This is a genomic window from Rhodohalobacter barkolensis (assembly GCF_002834295.1).
GTDB classification, from domain to species: domain Bacteria; phylum Bacteroidota; class Rhodothermia; order Balneolales; family Balneolaceae; genus Rhodohalobacter; species Rhodohalobacter barkolensis.
Window position 1 is genome coordinate 479,022 of record NZ_PISP01000003.1, and the last position, 23,932, is coordinate 502,953.

At 44.3% G+C, this 23,932-nt stretch carries 11 protein-coding genes and 1 pseudogene; 11 read left to right on the forward strand and 1 reads right to left on the reverse strand.

What is annotated here, in order from left to right; genetic code table 11:
- The first annotated feature begins 235 nt into the window (after nucleotides 1-235).
- Nucleotides 236-2,593, forward strand: coding sequence for a S9 family peptidase (locus CWD77_RS12015; RefSeq protein WP_240596809.1), 2,358 nt, complete (start codon nucleotides 236-238; stop codon nucleotides 2,591-2,593).
- Between the two features lie 80 nt (nucleotides 2,594-2,673).
- Here CWD77_RS12015 and CWD77_RS12020 read toward each other — a convergent pair whose 3' ends face one another.
- Nucleotides 2,674-3,153, reverse strand: a complete 480-nt coding sequence (locus CWD77_RS12020) for a hypothetical protein (RefSeq protein ID WP_101073806.1) — start codon at nucleotides 3,151-3,153, stop codon at nucleotides 2,674-2,676.
- 241 nt (nucleotides 3,154-3,394) lie between these two features.
- Between CWD77_RS12020 and CWD77_RS12025 the strand changes: the two genes are divergently transcribed.
- The 10 genes and pseudogenes from CWD77_RS12025 (at nucleotide 3,395) to msrB (ending at nucleotide 23,618) form a co-directional block, all read left to right on the forward strand.
- Nucleotides 3,395-4,351, forward strand: a complete 957-nt coding sequence (locus CWD77_RS12025) for an aldo/keto reductase (protein ID WP_101073807.1) — start codon at nucleotides 3,395-3,397, stop codon at nucleotides 4,349-4,351.
- A gap of 332 nt (nucleotides 4,352-4,683) precedes the next feature.
- Complete coding sequence (locus CWD77_RS12030) at nucleotides 4,684-8,877, forward strand: hybrid sensor histidine kinase/response regulator transcription factor (RefSeq protein WP_101073808.1); 4,194 nt, start codon at nucleotides 4,684-4,686, stop codon at nucleotides 8,875-8,877.
- Between the two features lie 214 nt (nucleotides 8,878-9,091).
- Nucleotides 9,092-10,675, forward strand: coding sequence for a hypothetical protein (locus CWD77_RS12035; protein WP_101073809.1), 1,584 nt, complete (start codon nucleotides 9,092-9,094; stop codon nucleotides 10,673-10,675).
- 35 nt (nucleotides 10,676-10,710) lie between these two features.
- Entirely contained in the window at nucleotides 10,711-14,160 is a 3,450-nt protein-coding gene (locus CWD77_RS12040; protein ID WP_165779146.1) for a sensor histidine kinase, read from the forward strand.
- A 55-nt stretch (nucleotides 14,161-14,215) separates the two neighbouring features.
- A complete protein-coding gene (locus CWD77_RS12045) occupies nucleotides 14,216-14,701 on the forward strand; it encodes a hypothetical protein (protein ID WP_101073811.1) in 486 nt (161 codons plus the stop codon).
- Nucleotides 14,702-14,991: 290 nt separating this feature from the next.
- The gene (locus tag CWD77_RS12055) at nucleotides 14,992-16,503 is read left to right on the forward strand and encodes an ATP-binding protein (protein WP_101073813.1); all 1,512 of its coding nucleotides are present in this window, start codon (nucleotides 14,992-14,994) and stop codon (nucleotides 16,501-16,503) included.
- Complete coding sequence (locus CWD77_RS12060) at nucleotides 16,500-16,883, forward strand: response regulator (RefSeq protein WP_101073814.1); 384 nt, start codon at nucleotides 16,500-16,502, stop codon at nucleotides 16,881-16,883. The genes CWD77_RS12055 and CWD77_RS12060 overlap by 4 nt, the downstream gene beginning before the upstream one ends.
- 44 nt (nucleotides 16,884-16,927) lie before the next feature.
- Nucleotides 16,928-17,080, forward strand: a pseudogene (locus CWD77_RS15820) (ATP-binding protein); the annotation flags it as partial.
- The gene (locus CWD77_RS12070; protein ID WP_165779147.1) at nucleotides 17,070-23,051 is read left to right on the forward strand and encodes an ATP-binding protein; all 5,982 of its coding nucleotides are present in this window, start codon (nucleotides 17,070-17,072) and stop codon (nucleotides 23,049-23,051) included. The pseudogene CWD77_RS15820 and the gene CWD77_RS12070, both read left to right, overlap by 11 nt.
- 111 nt (nucleotides 23,052-23,162) lie before the next feature.
- Nucleotides 23,163-23,618 carry a peptide-methionine (R)-S-oxide reductase MsrB gene (gene msrB, locus CWD77_RS12075; protein WP_101073817.1) on the forward strand — a complete coding sequence of 152 codons (456 nt, stop codon included), beginning with the start codon at nucleotides 23,163-23,165 and terminating at the stop codon, nucleotides 23,616-23,618.
- Nucleotides 23,619-23,932 lie beyond the last annotated feature (314 nt).

Here is a 23,932-nt window from a genome sequence, read left to right on the forward strand (position 1 = left end):
TCAACTCTTTTTTGATGACTTTTACCACGGGTTAAAACCCGTGGCTATTCACATAAAACCCCATTCGGGGTTTATTAATCCAAAAATGTAACATAGTCTAACCCCAACCTTCCAAGGGTTCCGAACCCTTGGAGGGTTTTTGACTATGAAATAGGTAAAATTTGTAAAAAGTGTGCTTCCAACGCGATTCTTTAGGATATTGCGGGTCGAAATCCAAAACCAATAAGTTGACTCTATGAAATATTCGTTACGAACCATTACATCTCTTTTTGTTTTCTTGATGGCCGGTTTCCTGGTTCAGGATGCACAGGCTCAACAGGAAGCTAATTTTGAACTTGCCGAACGCTTTACGGCAGACAACATGCAAAAAATGACCGGCTCCGCCTTCCTCCGGGCAAACTGGCTCGAAGATAAAGACCAATTCTGGTACGAGTGGGAAGACGGTGAAGGTAAACGCTGGATGTTTGTGGATGCATCACGCCAAAACATCCGCCCACTTTTTGACCGCGAAAATATGTCTGCTCAACTTTCAGAAGAGTTTAACCGGGGGTTCGATGCCAAAAACCTTGACTTGAAAGAGTTTGATTACGATACCGATCGTGAGCTCTTCACATTTCACGTCGACAGTATTGAGTTCAAATACCACATCGATCGAAATTTACTAGAGAAAGGTGACTCCTTAGAAGCCGAAGAACGTGAGCGATGGGCAACGTACTCGCCGGACAGTACCTACATCGCTTTTGCGCGAGAACATGACCTCTATATCATGGAAACCGATGACCCCGACAGTACGGAGATTCGTCTGACCGAAGATGGTGAACGCTGGTACAGTTTTCAGGCCGATCACGGCGATACCACATCAACAGAACGTCTCAGAGCCCGTGTGAATTGGTTCGAAGATTCGGAAAAACTCTACGTAAAACGTCAGGATTGGCGCGAAGTGGATGAACTGTGGGTCATCAACAATGTAAAATCCAGGCCCGAACTGGAGACATACAAATACAACATGCCCGGTGAGGACAATCACTATCAGGATGAAATTCTTGTCTTTGATATAGAATCGCAGGAACATGTACGCCTCGACACCGACAAATGGCCCGATCAATCACTGGGCGGCGTCTATTTCAGCAACGGCGGAATCTATACGACAGAAACATCTTCAGACCATATGTATATTCTGCGCCGGAACCGTACTTGGGATGAAGTGGACGTGGTAAAAGCCAACACCAATACGGGAGAAACTGAAGTTCTATGGAGTGAAAAAAGTGAACCTTACTTCAACGTAATGAACTCTTATTTGGGTATCATCAACGATGGCGAAGAGTTTATATGGCTGAGTGAACGTACCGGATGGGGACAGCTCTACCGTTACGACAGCGAAGGAAACCTGCAAAACCGAATTACTGACGGACACTTTATGGTTACGGATGTAGCCGCCGTCGATACCACAGGTCAGACCGTTTATTTCGAAGGTTTTGGGAAAGAGGAAGATCGAAATCCTAATCATGCACACTACTATAAAGTCAGCTTTGACGGTTCAGGGCAGCAATTGGTAACTCCGGAAAATGCAAACCACAGTTTCAGCATCAGCGACAGCCGGTCTTACTTTGTTCACAACGCATCGCGTCCCGATATGCCGACAGAGGCTGTGCTCAGAGATAATCGCGGTCGTGAGGTATTGCAGCTGGAGGAAGTAGATCTGACCCGATTAAATGAAGCCGGATTTAATATGCCGGAGCAGTTTTCTGTGAAAGCGAAAGATGGCTATACCGATCTTTATGGCGTAATGTGGAAACCGGCCGATTTTGATCCCGAGAAGAAGTATCCGATTATTTCTTACGTCTACCCCGGCCCTCAGGTTGAACCTTTTCCACGAAGTTTCTCTGTTACAGGCACTGCTGCACGGGCACACTCCCTGGCACAGGTTGGATTTGTGGTTGTAGCGATGGGTAACCGTGGCGGAAGTCCTCTTCGTGAAAAATGGTACCACAACTACGGATATAACAACCTTCGTGACTACGCTCTGGATGACAACCGCTATGGCATTGAGCAGCTTGCCGGGCGCCACTCCTACATCGATCTGGATAAAGTGGGAATTTACGGTCACTCTGGCGGTGGCTTCATGAGTACCGCGGCACTACTTTCCTACCCGGACTTCTATAAAGTTGCCGTATCCTCTGCCGGAAACCACGATAACAATATCTACAACATCTGGTGGAGTGAATTTCACCACGGAGTGGACGCCAAAACCGATTCGGTTACCGTAGAAAATGAGAACGGCGAAGAGGTAAAAGAGGAGCGCACAACATTTTCATCCGAAATACCATCGAATGCCGAGCTGGCTGACAACCTTCAGGGACGACTGCTTTTGGTTCACGGTGCTATCGACAATAATGTTCATCCGGCTCACACCTACAGGGTAGCCGAAGAACTGCTAAAAGCCGGCAAACGATTTGATATGATGATCTTCCCGGAAGCTCGTCACGGTTTCGGTAGATACTCCGACTATTTTGAACGAATGCTGTGGGACTATTTTGCCGAGCATCTCCTTGGCTACTATCCCGAGGATGTAGACTACAATCTCCCGGATTAATTATTCAATACTTAATCCATTTTAAAGAACGCCTCGTCTTCTTTTGAAGTCGGGGCGTTTTTGTTTGAGATCATCTTTTCTTACTCCATGTTGCCATAGGTATAGTCGGCCTTATCACCTGAACTGAGTGTTCCGGAAGTATACAGAACATCCACCTCATCAAATTCAGCCCAGTCGTCATCATCTCTGTAAGACACACCGCTAACAATTTCAAAATGTCCGCTTCCACGAGTGACTTCAAATCCTACATAAACTCCCACAGCTACTTTTTCAGGCAGTGAAGTGTCGAACATCATCTCTGCTCCGGTATTCACTTCAGCATAGCTGAAATATCCTGCGTCATCCTCGCACTCATCTTCGTAGCAAAAATAGACAATAGTGCTGCCACCGGTTTCAACTTCCATTTTTGAGTCGCCGGTATTCACAATTCGAACGGCCAGACCATTGGGTTCATCTTCGGTTAACTCTTCTTCAATATCATCGGCTGAAGTACTGTTGCTGCAGGCCATTGCTAATGGGAGCAAAGCCATGATGATGAGTAGTAATTTTATTGATTTCATCTTTTTTTATTCTTTTCCAGTTTTGATTTATACCTACTTTGATTGCGCAGATACGGTGAAAAAACTGTCACACGATTTTTCTTCTCCTCTTTTTTAGGGTAAGTACTGTAATTTTTTGAATGGGTCGACACTGTTAAATTCGGCATCCTGATTGATAAATCAGGTACAATGGAACAGATATACCTTAAAATTCAATTGTATATATGAAAGGAAACAAGTAAACATTTAAAAGAATATTTCAATGAAGAAATTGACCTTTAATAACGGTGACAAAATTGACGCAATTGGATTGGGTACATGGAAATCTGATCCCGGCAAAGTGGGTGAGGCGGTAAAAGCAGCTCTCAAAGTTGGGTATCGTCATATCGATTGCGCTGCAGTTTATGGAAATGAAAAAGAAGTTGGATCAGCGCTCAAAGAAAGCTTTTCTGCATATGATATAAATCGTGAGGATGTATGGATCACATCCAAACTATGGAATACGGCGCATAAACCCGAAGACGTAAAGCCTGCTCTAAAACAGACTCTCTCTGATCTTCAATTGGAAACTCTCGATCTTTATTTAATTCACTGGCCAATCGCGTTTAAACCTATCCTTGAGGGTTTTCCCCAGAGTGACAGCGATTATCTCTCACTTGATGAAGTGCCGCTTATTGAGACATGGGAAGCTATGCTCGAAGCGAAAAATGAGGGACTGATAAAACACGCGGGTGTATCAAATTTTAGTATCAAAAAACTGAAAGATCTCAGTTCAAAAACTGATCATGCACCGGAGATGAATCAGATAGAACTGCACCCTTACCTGCAGCAATGGGATATGCTCGACTACTGCAGCGACAACAATATTTTGGTTACGGCCTACTCTCCGCTTGGCAGCAGTGACCGTCCGGATGTTTTAAAAGCGGATGATGAACCTTCATTGCTCGAAAATGAGGTAATCCACAATATCGCCAACAAGCACGATGCAACTCCCGCGCAGGTGCTTATAAAATGGGCTGTTGAAAGAGATACAACCGTGATTCCAAAATCAACCAACGCCGGCAGAATTGAGGAAAACCTGAAAAGTGCTGAGCTGAACCTGGATGATGAGGACATGTCAAAGATTAAATCTCTGGATATTCCTTACCGTTACCTCGATGGGAAAGTGTTTGAAACGGAAAGCGATATGTACCGCGATATTTTTGATGAGCAGGGCTAAATGCGATCAACATTCTCTTAACATCTGAATAAAATGTAAGCCTGAATTCGTGAATCACCCGGATTCAGGCTTTCTAAATAGTCGTAGTTCAGGGTTCATTATTTTTTGCTCCTTTTTGGTTTTAACCCCCCATAAAACTACATTAAGCTATTAATTAAGTATTCCCACACATTTAGTGGCTTCTACTTTTCAAGAGAGATGAAGTTGTATCCTGCGACGAGCTAACCTTATTTGTTTAATTATCAACCTAAAGTTGAGATTGTTTAAGCAGCTGATTCATTACAATCAGCCATATCTTGATTTCCAGGGTTAAGTCCGGGGTATTGCAACGTATGTTTAAAAGAATTTCATCATTAGCGCTCATACTTTCTTTCCTAAGCGGGACTCTCTACGGTCAGATTGATCATGATGAAACCGGCTCAGTTCATCTCATAGGCAGTCAATCACCTGAATACATCTCAGAACAGTGGACGACCAAAAACGGTCTGCCCATCAATCATGTAAACCAGGTTTATCAAACTCCGGATGGTTTTATCTGGCTCGCCACGTTTACCGGGCTTTTACGCTTTGATGGAGTGACGTTCAAAGAGTTCAATTCGGGGAATACACCGGCTCTTCCATCCAATCGTATCATCGCCATTCAACCCGGTGCAGGAAACTCATTCTGGATCAATTCTGAGCAGGGGCATCTAATTCTTTATGAAAACGGGGAATTCACCTCTTTTGATGAGCGTCTATCATCTGATCTGACCTCAGGATCGGTTAACAACAGAATATTTATTCAACAGGATGGCCTGCAAACGTGGATCGCGACAAAAAACGGACTTTTTCTGTACCGTAAAAATGAGATTTCCTCCTTCAAGCCCGAAATTTTTAAGAATAAATCAATTACGGCACTGCATTTAAGCCGAGATAATCACATTCTGATTCACGACAGCGACGGATATCTTTGGACAATTGGAACCGAACGAGAAATCGTAGAGTCAATTAAAACACCCGGAATATCTGGAGCAAGTCATATATTTGAGAATCAGGAAGGCTCAGTTTGGGTAACAAGAAATGAGATCGCGAGAATTGACAGTAATGGCTATCAAACCATCTCTACACCGGATGATTTCAAGAAAGACTGGGATCAACTTCATCCTTACTACCTAAGCATTAAGGAAGTTAATGAGGGGCAGCTTTTTGTGATGAGTCTCAATGGTTTGCTGGAAATTGAGGACAACACTCTGACCCCCGTAGATTTTATTGATTATCAAAGTTACGGCTCACTGCCTGAATTTTTGGGGCACTCATTCACAAAATGTCCTGACTCTTCGGTTTGGACGATCGTTGAAAATCGAGTTTATAAAAATGGAGAGCTTGAATTCCGGACCGGAGCCAACGGAAAGACCATCTACTGTGATCGGGAAGATAACCTTTGGGTATCGACGATGAGAGATGGGTTATTTCGCTATCGAAAATCGATATTCCAAAACATTACATTTGAGCATACAAACAACATTTTCTACGGTGTTTTTTCTGATTCCTACAACACCTTATGGGCTGGCGGGTTCTTTTCTGATCTCACGCAAATAGACATAAGTGGACAAATTTTTGATGTCGTAAACCGTAAAAATGAGGGTACCACAGCTACTTTTTTTGAATCATCCGATGGAACTATCTGGAATGGATATCACTATTGTAAACCGGAAAACCGTACGGAAGCCGGTGCCTGCCTTGATTTTGAACGAGTGGATGAGCTTCTGGGCAAGAATGTATTCACCGTTCTGGAAGATAGTAATAATAGAATGTGGTTTGGCACCAACGAGGGATTATTCAGGCTGGAAAATGGTGAAATTAAACCCATTCCTGCCTTTCATAGAAATGTGTATCATCTTGTACGCTATTTGATTGAAACTGATGATGGCACTATTTGGATGGCGACAAACGGGAATGGCGTTCTCCGATACAAAGATGATCTGTTCGAAGCATTTTCCGTTGATCAGGGCTTGTCCAGCAATAATATCAGAGCGCTGGTTGCCGACAGCCTGGGATATATCTGGATAGTATCTGAAGATCGTGGTCTAAACCGGCTAAACCTGGAAACCGGAGAAATCAAGGTCATACGCAAAGCGGATGGACTATTTGATGATGGCCTGCATAACATGATTCCCGATGATCGCGGCCGGATGTGGATCAGTACAAACCGGGGTATTTTTTGGGTTCCGTTAAAGCAGCTGCACGATTTTGCTGATGGAAAACGATCAGAAGTTCAATCCGTTTCTTATAACGACCGTGATGGAATGCTCAACCGTGAAGCAAATGGCGGTTTTCAAAACACCGGCTTTAAATCGGAAGATGGCAGACTCTATTTTACAACCCAGGAAGGGATTGTCATGATCGATCCCGATCAAATCGACTTAAATTACCCGGTACCTGATGTGATTATCGAGGAGATTATCAGTGATAACAAGACCGGGTTGATCACATCCGGTGTTACCTCTTTGAAAAATGATCAGCGGAGCTTTACAATAAAATACAGCGCTCCATTTTTTTCAGCACCGGAACGATTACGCTTTCAATACATGCTTGAGGGGTTTGATCAAAACTGGATAAACGTTGACAGCCGAAGAGAGGCGATCTATACCAATGTGCCGGCAGGAGAATATCAGTTTTTAGTGCAGGTTGATCTCGGAGAAAATCAGAGCCGTTCTGTTGCAGCTTCACACGCCGTTGTCATCTCGCCCTATTTTTACGAAACAGCTTGGTTTCCGATCCTCATTATTTTGACATTCGGTCTGCTCATCGCCTACGGTTACCGACTGAGACTGCGGCAATTGATTAAAAGAGAAGCCATTCTCGGTAAACTGGTTGAAAGGCGAACAGAAGATTTAAGATCAGAAAAGATTAAAACTGAACAGCAGGCTGAGCAGTTGAAAATTCTGGCAAATGAGAAAAATCGTTTTTTTGCTAACATCAGCCACGAATTCAGAACTCCCCTCACTTTAACCATAGGCCCGCTTACCGATTTGAAAATTGGCAAATATGGAGGTCTGCCACCCGTTGCCAAGCAGCAAATTGAGCTGAGCTTGCGCAATGCACGCCGATTGTTGAGATTGGTTGGACAGCTCATGGATTTAGCCCGTCTCGAGGACAAAAAGTTTGATTTAACCCTGCAAACCGGAAATCTCTGCCGATATCTTAAAACTCTCTCTGAACCTTTCGAAGCAGCGGCCATTCAGAAACAGATCGACTTCCGGGTTATTCTTCCCGAAAAACCCATTTATGTAGAATTTGACCCCGGCCATTTCGACAAAATTGTGGCGAATCTTCTGTCGAATGCATTCAAATTTACGTCCGAAAATGGCACCATTACTCTGCAGATTATCTCCCAAGCCGATCAGGCGCGGATCAGCGTTTCAGATACAGGTTCAGGAATAGAACCTCAGTATATCCCTCATCTGTTTGACAGATTTTATCAAATACAGAAATCAGAAATGCAACCCGGCAGCGGTATTGGGTTATCCCTGGCAAAAGAACTTATAGAGCTTCATGGAGGGCAAATTCGAGTTGAAAGTGAAGTGGGGGTTGGCAGTGTATTCACTCTATCAATGCCATTAGCTACAGCAAATACAAACGGTATTACATTCAGAACATCAAGCAACATCTCTTCAGATATTCTTGAAGAACAGGCTGTATTGGATAGCGCTGAACAGGTTGTAAATAATGACCTGGATGACCTGAATGACAGCCACAATATGCTAAAAACAATATTGATTGTAGATGATCATTCAGATATCCGCGCCTATTTAAAACGACACCTGGAAGAATTATATAACATTATTGAAGCATCCTCCGGAAACGAAGCCATCGCGCTGCTGAATCAGCATCTGCCCGATCTGGTGATCTCTGACGTGATGATGTCGGATGGTGATGGATTTTCACTGCTTTCTTATATCCGGTCTGAACCGGAAATGGATTTCCTGCCCGTAATCCTTTTAACCGCGCGAGCGGAGGCTGAAGATAAATTATCCGGGCTGAATATTGGAGCCAACGACTATATCACCAAACCATTTAGTATCCGGGAAGTGCTTGCCAGGCTGAAGAATATTTTTGACCAGCAAAAGCGATTGGCTCAACAAATTAAAAATGGACGGCCTGTAAACGGAACCAAAATTCATCACGATACGGTATCGGCACAATCAACCGACCAGCAATTTCTAACTACCGTAAAAACTGTTATTCAGGAAGAACTTTCTGATGAGAACTTTACCGTTGAGGAGCTCTCGGAGAAAGTTAATCAAAGCCGTTCGAACCTTCACAGGCGCCTTACAAAACTCACCGGGGAAACGCCCAGCGCGCTCATACGCCGAATCCGACTGGAATTGGGTGCACAGCTTCTGGCTCAAAATGCAGGAACCGTCAGTGAAATTGCTTACTCAACAGGTTTTAAAAATGTAGCACACTTTTCACGTGTTTTTAAAGAGCACTATTCCCAAACCCCTACAGAATTTGCACAATCGCAAGAAAAAGAGATGACATAATCTCTCCTGATGTTTCATCCCTTTTTAAAAACAGAGATTGCGGCTAATGGCCGGTTTTTCCTGTAATTGGACATTAAGCCAACAGTTTGCGACATGGATATAAAAGGTTAGCCTATCGAATTTATAATATGCCCGCTGGTATTATTTCTTTCTGTCAAAAAAAGGGGTATTAATTGAGAGAAAATCTAAAAAATCAAACTACTTGGGTAATAATATGAGAGTACACAAAATTTTAACAATACCGGCTTTTTTTGTAGTCCTAATCTTTTATACAGCTGCATGTGAGAGTCCGGTTAATAACAGTTTTGAAGAATCGATTGCACCTTATCTCGAGTTAGAAGCCGTTCAGGGTGCATCTAATACAACGTTCACTGTTCACCGGGGTACTGCAATGGGCATGAATAGTTTTTTTGCGTTTGATGTGAGCGATGTATCAGACAATACGATTGTTAAAGAGGGTTTAACCGAAGGTTGGTGTTTGGAATGGAATAAACCTATTACATCCAATGGTGATGTTCACCGGGGAATCGATAATTACTCTACCTATGGGAGTGAAACCTGGAGACCTCTTAATTACCTTTTGTCTATAAAAAACAGATTGATAGAAGAAGACCCAACAATTACTTACAAAGAGATCCAGGTCTCCATCTGGTCGCTGATCGAAGAACCCAAATTTGACCTAGACCGGGTACTTGCTTCAGGTGATATGCCTTCCAGTATGTTGACCGACGGTCAACCTAATTTCAGCATCGAAAAAGTGAACGCTATCGTAGAAAAAGTAAGACGAGAAAATTCCAGCTATACATACTCGGAAAACTCCCCCTATCTTATTTTTGCGCATACCGGCGATAACAGCCAAAATGGTGGCTTTCTGACATGCGACAATCCAGACACTGAATTCTGTGAAGGATTCTATACCATTTCGGGATCTGTTTTTATTGATGGAAACGAAGATCAGGTTAAAAACGCTCTGGAGTCCGGTGCTCAAAATGTGACTGTTTCCATAACCGACTCACATGGAAATACAATTCGAAAGTCCACATCCTCAACCGGTGAGTACTCTTTCAATGTTTATACCGGTGAAGCTGAAACTGAGTACACAATTGAAGTAAAAGACATGACTGAAAATCCCGATGATTTTAATGAAGGGTTATTCACCAATTATTCACCAACCACTCCAGTTCTTCTAAACGTAACCATTAATAGTGAGAACATATCAGGAATAGATTTTGGATTTACTCCTGAGGTTGAAAAAATGATTCAACAATTTGAAGAGGGAACCATTACACTGAATACGGAAAGTTCAATATTCTGGCGAAAGCAGATGCTTCTTGCCAGAAATTCAGTACGAACTCCTGGTAGGGGAAATACCGGCCGGGATATTCCAGCCATGGAAATCTCATCTGAAGAATTACTAGGATACCTGATTGAAATCGAAAACCTTTTCTTACCGGAACCCTTCCAGTTCGGCTCGAAAAAATTTCAGGCTGCTTTTGATATTCTTAACCTTTCGGATAAATCCCTTTCCAACCGGTTATTGATTGAACTGCTAACAGCTGAATTGAATGTTGTAAGCGGCAGAGGATCGGGCAATCCAGACTTTGATCTCGCACTACTTGGTTATGGTGAATCTGTTGCGGCCGAATTGTTTCCTGCTGCGTCAGTTGAACTCTTCAATTTGAACAGCACGATAGAGACGTTGCCGGTACCTACGGAATCTTCGTTAACCACCACAGAAGATACAATAAGCCTGCTTTCAGCTTTTAACAGATCCGGAACCGGTGGGGTAGGTAACTAAAATCGATTGCACCTAAGTCGATGTGTGACTCATTTATGAAACGAACTATATTATCATTAGTTGCTCTTATAGCATTATTACCGGGTGCATCGGAAGGTCAGGTTCTCCCCTTCACTCACTACACACCTGAAAACGAAGTTAACCCACTTCCCTCTGCCGAGGTTACCAGCGTATACCAGGATAAGCTTGGTTATATGTGGTTTTCCATTTACTCTTCAGGAATTGTTAGATACGATGGTGTGAAAATGGAAGTTTACGGATTGGATGATGGACTTTCTGATCTATATATCTGGGATCTCAAAGAAGATTCTACCGGCAGGCTTTGGATCAGCTCTAACGCCGGCATTGTGGTATCAGAAGAGCCACTTGATAAGTACGGTATCGGCGAAAAAGTTCGATTTGTCAACCGATTTGGAGACACTGAACTTATCAACGTAGCCGTAAATCACAATAATCTGGATATTGATAATGATGGCATTATATGGGTAGGCACGGAAAACCTTGGAGTGGTTCGTTACCGATTCTCCTCCGATTCAGAATTGGAGTCAGATACATTATCCACAACTTATGATGGTTCTACTGTAAATGTCGCTGTAAGATCACTTGTGGCCAGAAAAGATAACTCCGTATGGGTAGCTCTGCTGGGAGGTGATCTTCTGAAATATGAAAATGGGATAGTTTCAGCAACCTACACTACCGGTTCCCAGATAGATGTAAACATCCTGTATGAGAGTCCGTACGGTACACTTTGGGGTGTAGAGCAGGCCGGGAGTATTTGGAAACTTGATGAAACAAACAGTGAACCCAACTTCATATTTTTAAATTCAAGCGCAACCAGCAATATTCAGCATATCACAATGGGTTCCGATGGTATTTTATGGGTTTCCAGAGAGGGAACAGGATTGCAAAAGATTGACTCTGACACCAATGATCTACTTACAACTTATTCACGAGAAAACGGTCTTCTTACTGAGGTTATCTACAGTGTATTCGAAGATCGTGAAAATAATATTTGGATTGCCCAATCTGGGGGTGTATCAAAATTGCGATATAACTACAAAGCGTTTAGAAATCTCACTTCAACTTCCATTGCCGGTGAAAAGCCTGTGCTCCCATCTCCCTCTGTTAACTCAGTACTTCCATCCTATCATCACAATAACCCTTGTACGTTTTGGGGCGGAACAGCGCAGGGAGGAGTTACCTGCATCAATTCAGATTTTGAGTCAGAAAGTATACAGCAGGATGATGGTCTGACCGGAAATTGGGTGAACGGACTCGCATATGATCTCTCCGGTAGATTATGGATAGGAACTTCGCGGGGATTAAACAGCATATCCTTTTCAGACTCTGAACCCCTTTCGGAGGCATCATACAGCACTGATATAACCCTTTTTGACACCTCTGCAAAACTTTCTACTTATCCGGCATCGAGTGTACTGGCCGCTGAAAAGTTACTCATACTTGAAAATTCAGAATCACAAAGAACCCTTGAGAGTCTTTGGTTTCCGGCCTATCAAGAAGTCTATGCGGTGATAAATGACAAATTCTTTACACTGGCAGAAAAAAACAATCTGCCCGCGGCAATATTCCATGCCGTAGCATTTGATGATGAAGGATATCTATGGGTTGGCACAAGAGACCGGGGAATTCATCGCTCTACTAAACCCATTACATATGAAGGATTATCTTTAAATGAATCATCTGAGCAACCTGACATTCTTTTCGAACCCTGGTGGTCTGTTGATCTGGGTGCCCCCTCCAATCAAATTGAAAAAATGCTTTGGCTCGATGGAATGATGTGGGTTGGAACTCCATCCGGATTATCCGTTTTGGAAGGCGGTACAATTTCAACCGGGTATTTTATTTCAACATCTGACGGACTGCCGGCAAACAACGCCACAAGCTTCGCGGTTTCTCCCGTAACCGGAATGGTTTGGGTAGGAACCAATAACGGTTTAGCAGAGATTGATCCTGAAACGGGCTCTGTTTTAAAAACAGTTTCAAAGGTGGATGGGCTTGTAGATAATGAAGTCTGGTTTTATGGATCAGTCCAGTTCGATCCTGACGGAATTCTTTATTATGGAACTGCAAAGGGAATTACTCTCTATAATCCACCTTTAGACAAGATCAACAGTACTCCTCCAACTCTCAAACTCACCCAATTTGCCACGCAAGAGATTGATGGAGAGCGTAACGAATTTACGTTTGAATATGCTGCCCTCAGCTTTGGAAATGAACGGCAGGTACGTTATCAAACACGACTAGTGGGATTTAGCAGCGAGTGGACACCGCTTAAAACAGATACCCGGATAAATTACACCAACCTTTCGGCTATTTTTCTGCCTAAAACCTATCGCTTTGAAGTTATAGCCTACAATGAACATGAAGTCCCGTCTACTGAAGCTCTCACTTTCGAATTCCCGGTATCTCCACCACTGTATCTGACCTGGTGGGCATTTTTGATCTACTTCATTCTATTCAGCGCCGGGGTTTTTGTTGTAGATCGATTCCAGCGTGCAAGACTCCTCAAGAAGGAACGGGATGCTTCACATCTGCGAGAAGCACAACTAAAAGCAGAAACAGCCGAAGCTCAAAGCAAAGTACTACAAGCCGAAAATGAATTGAAAGCTGCAGAATTGGAAAAAGCCAAGGAGCTGGAAATTGCCTACCACGAATTAAAAGCCACTCAAAAACGCCTTATTCAAGCCGAAAAAATGGCTTCTCTCGGAAGGCTATCCACAGGGATCGCACATGAAATCAAAAATCCGCTGAACTTCATCAATAACTTTTCTGAAGTATCGAAAGAGTTAGTTGATGAACTAAAGATAGCCATTGATAACTCTGATCAGGAGGAGATTGCTTACATCCTTAAAAATCTCTCCTTCAACACACAAAAAATTGACGAGCACGGTAAACGAGCCGATGCAATTGTTCGATCGATGATGCAGCACTCCAGAGGTGGTCAGGGCGATTTTGAGTCTGTTCAATTAAATCAGCTGATAAAAGAGTTCGCAGATCTGGCTTATCAAGGGAAGAAATCCCTGATCAACAATCTGGACATCCTAATTCATACAGAGCTCGATTCAACGATTACAGAAGTGAATATCATTCCTCAAAAAGTGGGGCAGGTACTTCAAAATATTGTAGAAAATGCAATTGACTCTACCTGGGAGCATAAAAAGAACAGTGATTCAGATTTCAGGCCCGAAATAAAAATATCCAGTTTCCAGAAAAATGGTCATACCGTTATAAAAGTATCGGATAACGGACCCGGCATTCCTGAACACATTAAAGAGAAAATATTTGAACCCTTTTTTACAACAAAACCTACCGGAGAAGGAACCGGATTAGGCTTAAGTCTCAGTTACGACTTCATCACTCAAATTCACAACGGAAAGCTTGAGCTTGGAGATTCCGAGCTTGGAGGTGCAGCATTTATAATAAGACTGCCCAATTCAACATCTAACACCGGATTGCTCAACTAACATGATAAAACAATAAATATCAGATAATAACCCATGTAAAAATTGGTATAAGCTTATGGGAAGTGAAAAATTATCGTATTCAAATTCTCGAGATTTAGAAGGACAGGAAATGCCTTCCGACTATGTGAGACTGGAAGCAGATCTTATTGCACGCCAGGATTCTGACGAATGCGCAGAAAACTCTATCCATAAGATGAAGACTATATTGATCTACTGTCATTCTCATAAACTTCTGATGGAAATTTCAAACGAACTAAAAACAAAGCTTGAACCCGATGTTGAGGTTCTGATTACAACTGAAAAAGAAGTCGCGCTCAGACTTATAAAAAGTGGAGATATTGATCTTTTATTGCATGGTCCCGGTTCATCAGACCTAATAACTATATATGAAAAGCTGAATGAGCTTTCGGCTGCCGCCATTGGGTCGTCTCTGATTATGATTCACAACCAAAATCCTGAGCTGGAGCAGTGGATGAATCATTCAAAACACTCTATTCACTTAACAAAAGCTATCACCAAACTGAATGGCACTCACATGTAAAAAACAACCGGGAATTAAAATGATAGCATAACATGAGTTCGATATAAAATGAATGTAAAGGCATTGAAAAATTCCCCTCCTTTTCAAGGAGGGGATTTAGGGGTGGTTGAAACCAAAATCGGATCAAGTTTGAAGCCTGTATTCATCAAGGCTACCTCCCCCAACCCCTCCTTACTCAGGAGGGGAGAATCAAATTCAAGATTCTTATGTCGAGCTCAAGTTAATATACATTTCGTTGGACAATTTAAAGATCGGCAGCACTCAGACTATTCAATATTAAATCAGGGATTATGGTGAATAAAAAAGAAAAAATTCTCTCCAATCAGGATAAACTTTTGGATGCCATGCTCAATAAAGATGAACATGCCCTGAAGAAGCTGATACATCCTGAAGCAACGGTATTTGGGTCTGCGATTAATGAGTTCGAAAAAGGTATAGACCGTGTGATACACTATTATACTCAGTCTATTGCATTACTTCCGGACGACAGACGAATTGAAGTTAAGTGGCGTAACTTTTCCGATTTGGGTGATCTTGCACTCGTGGAGCAGGAGTTCATTGTTCACTTTACCTTGGAAGATCAGGAGATAACCCTTTTAACACTCCGGCAATCCGCACTATGGACTCATGTTCCGCAAGAAAAAGATCAGGAAGATCAATGGCTGTTACTTCACGATCACACCTCAATGCCCGATCACCTCGGGGCTTTTGAAACCATTTCATCTTCTGAAATGCTCGAAAACAACCTGAATTTGGAGCTGGAAACCGATCAGTTGAAAAAGCGGCTCAACCAAACCCTTTCTGAGCTGAAAATTGTAAAAGATCAACTCGTTCAAAAAGAACGTCTCGCCTCCATTGGCCAGCTAACTGCCGGTATTGCCCACGAAATAAAGAACCCTCTTAATTTCGTAAATAACTTTTCTGAAGTCATCCTTGAACTGATTGATGAGGCTCGTGAGGAAGTTTTAAGTGAGAGGGGAAAAGTGAAAAGTGAAACAGAGTCCCCCTTTGAAGGGGGGAGTGAGCGAAGCGAACAGGGGGATGATACAAATCCAGTAAATGGAAAAGATTCAGAACTTGATCGAAACTCTAATAACACACCCCTGCCTTCCGAATCTTCAGAGCAGGCAGGCCTAAATCCCCTCTCCAGAGGGGAAGCTGGATCAAGCCCCAAAAGCGACCTCGTCCTCGAAATCCTCGACGATATCGAAGCTAACCTCCGCAAAATACACGAACATGGAAAACGGGCTGATGGAATCGTTAAGTCGATGCTGTTGCTCAGTCGCGGGAAAAGTGGAAAACCTGTTCCTACCAATTTGAATACTCTTTTGGATGAGTATCTGAAGTTGGCATACCACGGCATGCGGGCCAGCGATTCATCCTTTAATGTCGATATAAAAACGTCATATGATTCTAATCTTCCTCAGCTCGATGTAATCCCTCAAGACATCAGCCGGGCATTTTTAAACATTATTAACAATGCCATGTATGCCGCCTTCGATCATTCGAAAATGGAGGGCGAGCGGGATCCGGTCATTCAGGTTTCTACTCAACTACAGAATGGCAGGGCTGAAATTAAAATCAGGGATAACGGATCAGGAATACCTGATGAGATCCGCGACAAAATATTCCAGCCGTTTTTTACCACAAAACCCTCCGGGGTTGGAACAGGGCTGGGTCTCTCCATGACCTATGATATTATAAAAATGCATAAAGGAAGCTTAGAAATTGATTCGGATGACGGGCAATACACAGAGTTTATCATCACACTTCCGGTTAACAATAAAAATGGTTTATCATGAAATTCTTAGTTGTAGACGATGAAAGAGATGTTGAAATGCTGTTTCGCCAAAAGTTCAGAAAAGAGATCCGGAGTGGACTCATTGAAATGGAATTTGCCTTTTCGGGTCAGGACGCACTCGACCGACTTAAGAACACGCAACCGCCGGATGTGATGTACATTTTTTCGGATATCAACATGCCCGGAATGTCGGGACTGGAAATGCTTGCCAAGGTGAAGTCTCAATTCCCAAAAATTCAAGTAAGTATGATTTCGGCCTATGGGGATGATGAAAACTACAAAAAGGCGATTAATTCGGGCGCAAAAGAGTTTTTCACGAAACCGATCGATTTCGGTTCACTGAAAGCAGAAATCGATCAGATGTTAAGTAATTCCAGATAAAGTTTGGATCCGATTAAAAACAAAATCATGCAGCCTTTTTTCCTACGCAGATAGGGACGGCAGGGTCAGGTCTTGGATTGAGTATTACCAACAATATTATTATAGCCCACGGCGGAACGATGGACGTTAAAAATTTACCCGGTAAAGGCTCCACATTCACGATTTACGTAGAAAAACATGGACAAGATGGATTCTAAAAAGAAAAAAAGCCTGGAGGAATCCTACGAACGAATCATAAATGTGGGCTTCTGTATCGTACCATACGAGGATTTGTCGGATATCATCGACATCAATCCGGTGGTTTTTGGTACCACAAAAGATGAAAAAATCTTTTCGATTGAAGAGGTCGACGCACTGTTCAAATCTCAGTTTGAGCAGATGGGAAATATGAAGCCCGCGCTTGACCGCGAGAGGATTGCCACACGAATATCACCTGATGGCAACCATGGGTTTATCGTAGAAGAGATTACTCTTACTCTCTCTTCCCCCGAAGAGACAAATACGATCTTCATGCGGGCCAGCTGCGTGATGGAATACGTTGAAAATCGTTGGAAACTCACCCACTGGCACACCTCCACCCCTGTGGATACGGAGAATGACCACTGGCACATGGAGGAGTGGAAACGGGAAAAGGAGAAGCTTCAGAAGCTTGTTGATCAGCAAACAGCCGATCTGCACGGCAAAAACAGGGAATTGGAAATTGAAGCCTCCATCGAAAGGGTGCGGTCGGTGGCCATGGGGATGACCAAACCGGACGATATGCTGAAGGTTTGCCGCGTCATTTCAGACCAGCTTCAGCAATTCGGCGTGGAGCACATCCGGAATGTGCAGACGGTGATTGTCAACGAGGGAAAAGGCACCTACCACAACTATCAGTATTTCACGCCTTACGATAAAGAGTCCTTTGAAATAACAGATTGTCACAAAAATCCGACTGTGCAGGCGATGATTGACCACATGCTGGAATCACCGGATGCTTTTTTCACCACAAATTTAATCGGAGAGGAGCTGGCAACTTTTCGGTCTTATCGCAAAAAGGAAAACCAGTTTCCCGATCCCCTGCTTGATGACACCAAATCTCTCAATGGATATTTTTTCTCGATTGGTCCCGGCGGACTGGGGATCACCTTATACCGACCGCTGAATGAAGACGGACTGGAAATTTTCAAGCGTTTTCACAACGTCTTTTCACTGGCCTACCGCAGATTCCGGGATATTGAAAAAGCCGAGGCCCAGGCGCGTGAAGCGCGGATCGAACTTTCCCTGGAGCGAATCCGCGCACAGGTTACCGCCATGCAAGAATCATCCGACCTGCTCGATATTGTAGTCACTATGCGATCGGAATTTGTAAACCTCGGATATGAGGCCCATTATTTCTGGCACATGCGATGGCTGCCTGAAAAATATGATAAGGCGATGACATCCGGCGACGGTAAGCGCATCGGCATGGTGATGACCCTCCCCCGCCATATTCACGGGGATATTCAACCCTTAGCCGAGTGGGAAAAGAGTAAGGAACCTACATATGTCTTAGCTATGGACGTGGACACGGCCGTGGATTACGTGGACAAAATGATCTCCCTCGGTGATTTTGAGCAGGTGGATCCACAGGCGCCTACCCTCGACGATATTCGGCACATCGGCGGACTCACATTCATCATGGCGCGAACCACCCACGGAGAGATCGGATACAGCCTGCCGGGTGTCGTGCCCGATCCTCCAAAAGATGCAGTCGATACCCTGGTACGATTCGCGGGCGTATTTGACCTGGCATACAAAAGGTTTGAAGATTTGAAAGCCGCCGAGCGTCAGCATCGCGAAGCTCAGATAGAGCTGGCACTGGAAAGAGTCAGAGCCCGCACCATGGCCATGCAAACATCTGATGAATTTGCCGATGTTGCTGCTGTACTGTTTGATCAGGTTAGAACATTGGGTGGCAATCTCTGGGGGACCGGATTCGGGTTGTGTGAAGAGGATGCGGAAAATGACGAGTTCTGGTTCGCAAACGAAAATGGCGTCTTCCCGGCTGTTTCAATTCCCAATACCGAAGATCCTGCCCATAAACAGATGGTTGAGGGCTGGAAAAGCAATAAGGAATTTCTGGCATTGGAAGGGAGCGGAGAAGACCTCAAAAACCACTACAATTATATGATGACCCTTCCTGAGGTCAGGCCGTTTTTCCAGAAAATCCTGGATGAGGGTCTCACCTTTCCGGAATGGCAGCAGTGGAATGCGGCCTATTTTTCACACGGCTACCTGTTGATTATTACGCTCGAACCGTATTCGAATCAGGAGATCCTCAAACGATTTGCCCGGGTCTTTGATCAGACCTACACCCGCTTCCTCGACCTCAAGAAAGCGGAAGCCCAGGCGCGGGAATCAGAGATTCAGCTGGCGCTGGAGCGGGTGAGAGCCAGAAGCATGGCCATGCATCAAAGTGATGAGCTGGCCGACCTTTCCCTGGAACTGGTTAAGCAGGTTCATGCACTGGGCATCGATACCTGGTTCTGTGCATTTAACATCTATGATGATCATCCGGAAGGATCGATTGAATGGGGCAGTAACGGCCATGGAACATTTCCCAGGTACAGAACGCCAAGAGAAGGAGTCTTTCTGGACTATTATGAAGCCGGTCAACGGGGAGAAACACTCCTGATCAATGAGATTGGAGAGGATGAGTGCCCCGCTCACTACGACTTTTTATGCAGCCTGCCGGGCGTGGGTGAGCAGCTTCTTCAAATGAAAGATGCGGGTATTCCCTTTCCGGCGTACCAGATCGATCATGCCGCTTTCTTCAGGTATGGATATATCCTCTTCATCACCTTTGAACCGGTCCCTGAAGCCCATGATATCTTTAAACGCTTTGCCAAAGTGTTCCAGCAGACATATACCCGTTTTCTTGACCTTCAAAAATCGGAGGAACAGGCGCGTGAAGCCAAAATCGAAGCGGCATTGGAACGGGTTAGATCTCGATCGATGGGAATGCACAAAAGTGATGAACTGATCGAGGTTGTTAGGGAAATCGGAAAGGGAATTCATGAACTGGGTATACAGCTCCACTACTCTCAAATTTATACTGACTATACACATGACCCGAAAACAGATGTAAATATCTGGTTGGATGTTGAGGGGCAAGATTACCTCGAAAAATTTCATCTTCCCTATATCGACCATACCATCACCTTAAATTTTTACAACGCACTGAACGAAGGTCTGGATTATTTCAGTGATCGCTATTCAAAGGCGGAAAAAAACTCCTATTTCAAGCTGCTGTTCAAATATTCTGACCTCAAAAGAATACCCAAAAAAAGAAAAGAACTGGTTCTCAATGCTTCCGGATGGACACGATTTACAGTAATCCTAAATGAAGCCTCCTTAAATTTTGGCCGATACAGCCTGGATGAATTCACAGATGAAGAACACGAGATTTTCATACGATTTGCAAAGGTTTTTGGACAGGCCTACACTCGTTTTCTGGATCTCAAGAAAGCAGAAGAACAGGCTCGCGAAGCGGAGATCGAAGCGGCATTGGAACGGGTGCGATCCCGTTCACTCGCGATGCACAAACCCGATGAACTGCAGGACGTAGTGCGGGTGGTTGCTGAAGAATTAAAGAACACCGGCGTGATTCTTGATACTGGCGGGGCCGTGATCTGCACCTATTTCCAAGACTCCAGGGATGTGATACACTGGACTGCAACCGATGACCCGGCTCATCCTTCCGTACCCTACCTGTTACCGTATTTTGAAGATGAACTTTTCGATGAAGCATGGGAATCCAAAAGCCGGGGAGACGACTATTTTGCGAAAGTATTTTCCTATGATGTAAAAAACGCATTCTTCAGTCATGCCTTTGAGCATTCCGATTACCGGCAGCTACCCGATGAGTACAAAAAGATCATTTTAGAGAGTAAAAGCCATGGCCTTGCATGGGCCTGGGCCGAAAACTCGGCCATAATGATCCCCTCTATTCAGGGAGATTTGCCTTCGGAAGAAGAAAAGAAAAACCTGATTCGTTTTGCAAAGGTGTTTGAGCAATCGTTTATTCGCTTTCTTGACCTCCAAAAAGCGGAAGCGCAGGCAAGGGAGGCCAAAATCGAAGCCGCCCTGGAGAAGGTCAGATCACGCACTATGGGCATGCAGTCCAGCGATGAGCTGCCGGAAGTAGCCAACATGCTGTTTCTGGAGGTGCAAGCCCTCGGTATTCCTGCATGGAGCAGCGGCTTTAACATCCTTGCCGAAGATAAGAGATCAGCTGCCGCCTGGATGAGCAGTGAAGGTACTCTTCAGGATCCATTTACCCTGCGCTTATACGGAGAAGCTTCCTTTGATGAAATGGGGGATTTTCTTCGTAGAAATGAGGCCTTTATGGTACAGGAACTCGGTGGTGAGGCATTGAAGGAGCACTATAAATACATGAAGACCTTTCCGGATCTAAAACCAACATTCAAAAAACTTGAGGAGCAGGGCCTTTCCCTTCCCTCCTACCAGATTAACCACCTGTGCAAATTCAACCATGGGTTTCTCCTGTTCATTACCTACGAGCCGGTTCCTGATGCTCATAATATTTTCAAAAGATTTACCAGGGTATTTGACCAAACCTACACCCGTTTTCTGGATCTGAAAAAGGCGGAGGCGCAAGCCATTGAGGCCACCAAGCAGGCCTCCTTAGACCGGGTGCGTGGTGAAATAGCAAGTATGCGATCCGCTGAGGATCTTGAGATCATCACCCCATTAATCTGGAATGAGCTTAAAACTCTTGATATACCCTTCATCCGCTGCGGGGTCTTTATCATCCATGAAGAGGAAGAAGAGATAGAAGTCTATCTATCCAAACCCGACGGCACCTCCCTGGCAGTCATGCACCTTTCGTTCGGCTCCAGTGATCTCGTCAATCAAACGGTGGACGCCTGGCGAAATGGCAGCGTCTACACACAACACTGGACCCAGGAAGAATTCTTGGACTGGGGCGGGTCTATGATGGAGCAAGGACAAATTCCGGACCTCGAAACATACCAGGGCGCCGAAGAAGCACCAGAATCCCTGCACCTGCACTTTATCCCCTTTAACCAGGGAATGCTCTATGTTGGATCCACCGGTCCACTCAGTGAGGAGGAAATTGACCTCGCAGCTTCCCTCGCCAAAGCTTTCTCCATCGCCTACGCCCGGTACGAAGATTTTGTGAAATTGGAAAAAGCCAAGGCAGGCATTGAAGATGCTTTAGCCGAACTCAAAGCCACACAGTCGCAATTGGTACAGCAAGAGAAGCTCGCCTCCCTCGGACAACTCACAGCCGGCATTGCCCATGAGATTAAGAATCCACTGAATTTCGTGAATAACTTTTCGGAGCTGAGTGTGGAATTGGTGGAGGAGGCACGGGAGGAGGTGAGGAATACTCCCCTCTTGAGAGGGGTCGGGGGTGTGTCTGAAAAGGCAGGGAACAGTGATCAACCTCAGGATTCCGATGTAGATCCAAGTTCAGCTAACACACCCCTCAATCCCCTCTCAAGAGGGGAAGCTGGATCGAGCGCCAATCCCTCCCTCCTGCTCGAAATCCTCGACGATATCGAGGCCAACCTCAAAACCATCCATAAACACGGCTCACGGGCAGACTCCATCGTGAAATCCATGCTACAGCACTCGCGCGGCGGCGATGGTAAAATGGAGCCGACACCGCTGAATCCGCTCATCAAAGAGTATGTAAACTTAGCCTTCCACGGCATGCGTGCAGCGAAAGAACCCATCAATGTAGATATCGACCTGCAGCTTGATGAGAGTGTTGGCGAGATACCGCTGGTGGCCGAAGACTTTTCGCGGGTGATTTTGAACCTGGTGAATAACGCGTTTGATGCGATGAAGGAGAAGGTGTCCAAAGACCTGATAGGTTTTGAAAACCTGTCAGGTCTCGAGCCCTATTCCCCAAAACTAACCGTTCGAACTAAGTCTGATGGCGGTAGGGTAACCATCGGAATCGAAGACAACGGTCCGGGCATCCCCGACGAAATGAAGGATAAAATCCTGCAACCGTTTTTTACGACAAAGAAAGGGACACAGGGTACCGGGCTGGGATTGAGCATTACCAATGATATTGTGAAGGCGCATGGGGGTCAGATTAATATCGAATCTGAATACGGCTCCACTTGTTTCAAAATTATACTATCGAAATAAATTTCAGCTTTTATCGTAATTAATCTCATTTTTATATGTATAAAAAACGATCACTTGGTTTAAGAAACGCTTTACTTAGCACAGCTGTTACATTGCAAAAAATGGAGATCTATGGATTGGCAAAAAGTTAAAGATTACGCACGTGAAGGTAATCCTGAACCACCCCGCAGAGTGGAAAAAACGAATAAAGAATGGAGAGAAGAACTCACTGAACAAGAGTACAGGGTTACCCGGCAACACGGCACGGAACAACCGTTTTCAGGAGAATACTGCGAAGCACATGAACCGGGACTCTACGCCTGCGTTTGTTGTGGAACAGAACTTTTTGATTCCACCGAGAAATTTGAATCCAGCTCCGGATGGCCCAGTTTTACGGAACCTGTGAAAGAAAATGCGGTGAGCTACAAAGAAGATCGATCACACGGAATGCATCGGATCGAAATTCTTTGCAATGTATGTGATGCCCACCTCGGCCACGTTTTCCCGGACGGTCCTAAACCTACCGGCCTGCGTTATTGCGTGAATTCGGCATCTTTAAAACTGGTTAAATCTGCCAATGATGCTTAAATGCGTTGTTCATTTTGGATCAAAAAATGTTAATTAGCAAGAGTACCGGTTATCGAGCGACATTTCATTTCGATGTTTGCAATGACTCGGATCGGTAACAACACTCACACTATATCTAACCTCATTATTTTATAGATATAATTGCAAATGATTCAGTAATATGTAATTCATTGGTTCGGATGGGATACATCCAGTGCAGTTCTTTTTACCGGAAGCATTCGATTGGCGTACCGGGATTTTTTATATAACAAAATGCAAGGAGGGTCGAATCCATTTAAGAACCAACTAGGATGAAGGCCCCGGCTCTTGCCATT

Coding starts and splice junctions, on each gene's coding strand:
- CWD77_RS12015 (WP_240596809.1), top strand. CDS start 236: ATGAAATATTCGTTACGAACCATTACATCTCTTTTTGTTTTCTTGATG.
- CWD77_RS12020 (WP_101073806.1), bottom strand. CDS start 3,153: ATGAAATCAATAAAATTACTACTCATCATCATGGCTTTGCTCCCATTA.
- CWD77_RS12025 (WP_101073807.1), top strand. CDS start 3,395: ATGAAGAAATTGACCTTTAATAACGGTGACAAAATTGACGCAATTGGA.
- CWD77_RS12030 (WP_101073808.1), top strand. CDS start 4,684: ATGTTTAAAAGAATTTCATCATTAGCGCTCATACTTTCTTTCCTAAGC.
- CWD77_RS12035 (WP_101073809.1), top strand. CDS start 9,092: ATGAGAGTACACAAAATTTTAACAATACCGGCTTTTTTTGTAGTCCTA.
- CWD77_RS12040 (WP_165779146.1), top strand. CDS start 10,711: ATGAAACGAACTATATTATCATTAGTTGCTCTTATAGCATTATTACCG.
- CWD77_RS12045 (WP_101073811.1), top strand. CDS start 14,216: ATGGGAAGTGAAAAATTATCGTATTCAAATTCTCGAGATTTAGAAGGA.
- CWD77_RS12055 (WP_101073813.1), top strand. CDS start 14,992: ATGGTGAATAAAAAAGAAAAAATTCTCTCCAATCAGGATAAACTTTTG.
- CWD77_RS12060 (WP_101073814.1), top strand. CDS start 16,500: ATGAAATTCTTAGTTGTAGACGATGAAAGAGATGTTGAAATGCTGTTT.
- CWD77_RS12070 (WP_165779147.1), top strand. CDS start 17,070: ATGGATTCTAAAAAGAAAAAAAGCCTGGAGGAATCCTACGAACGAATC.
- msrB (WP_101073817.1), top strand. CDS start 23,163: ATGGATTGGCAAAAAGTTAAAGATTACGCACGTGAAGGTAATCCTGAA.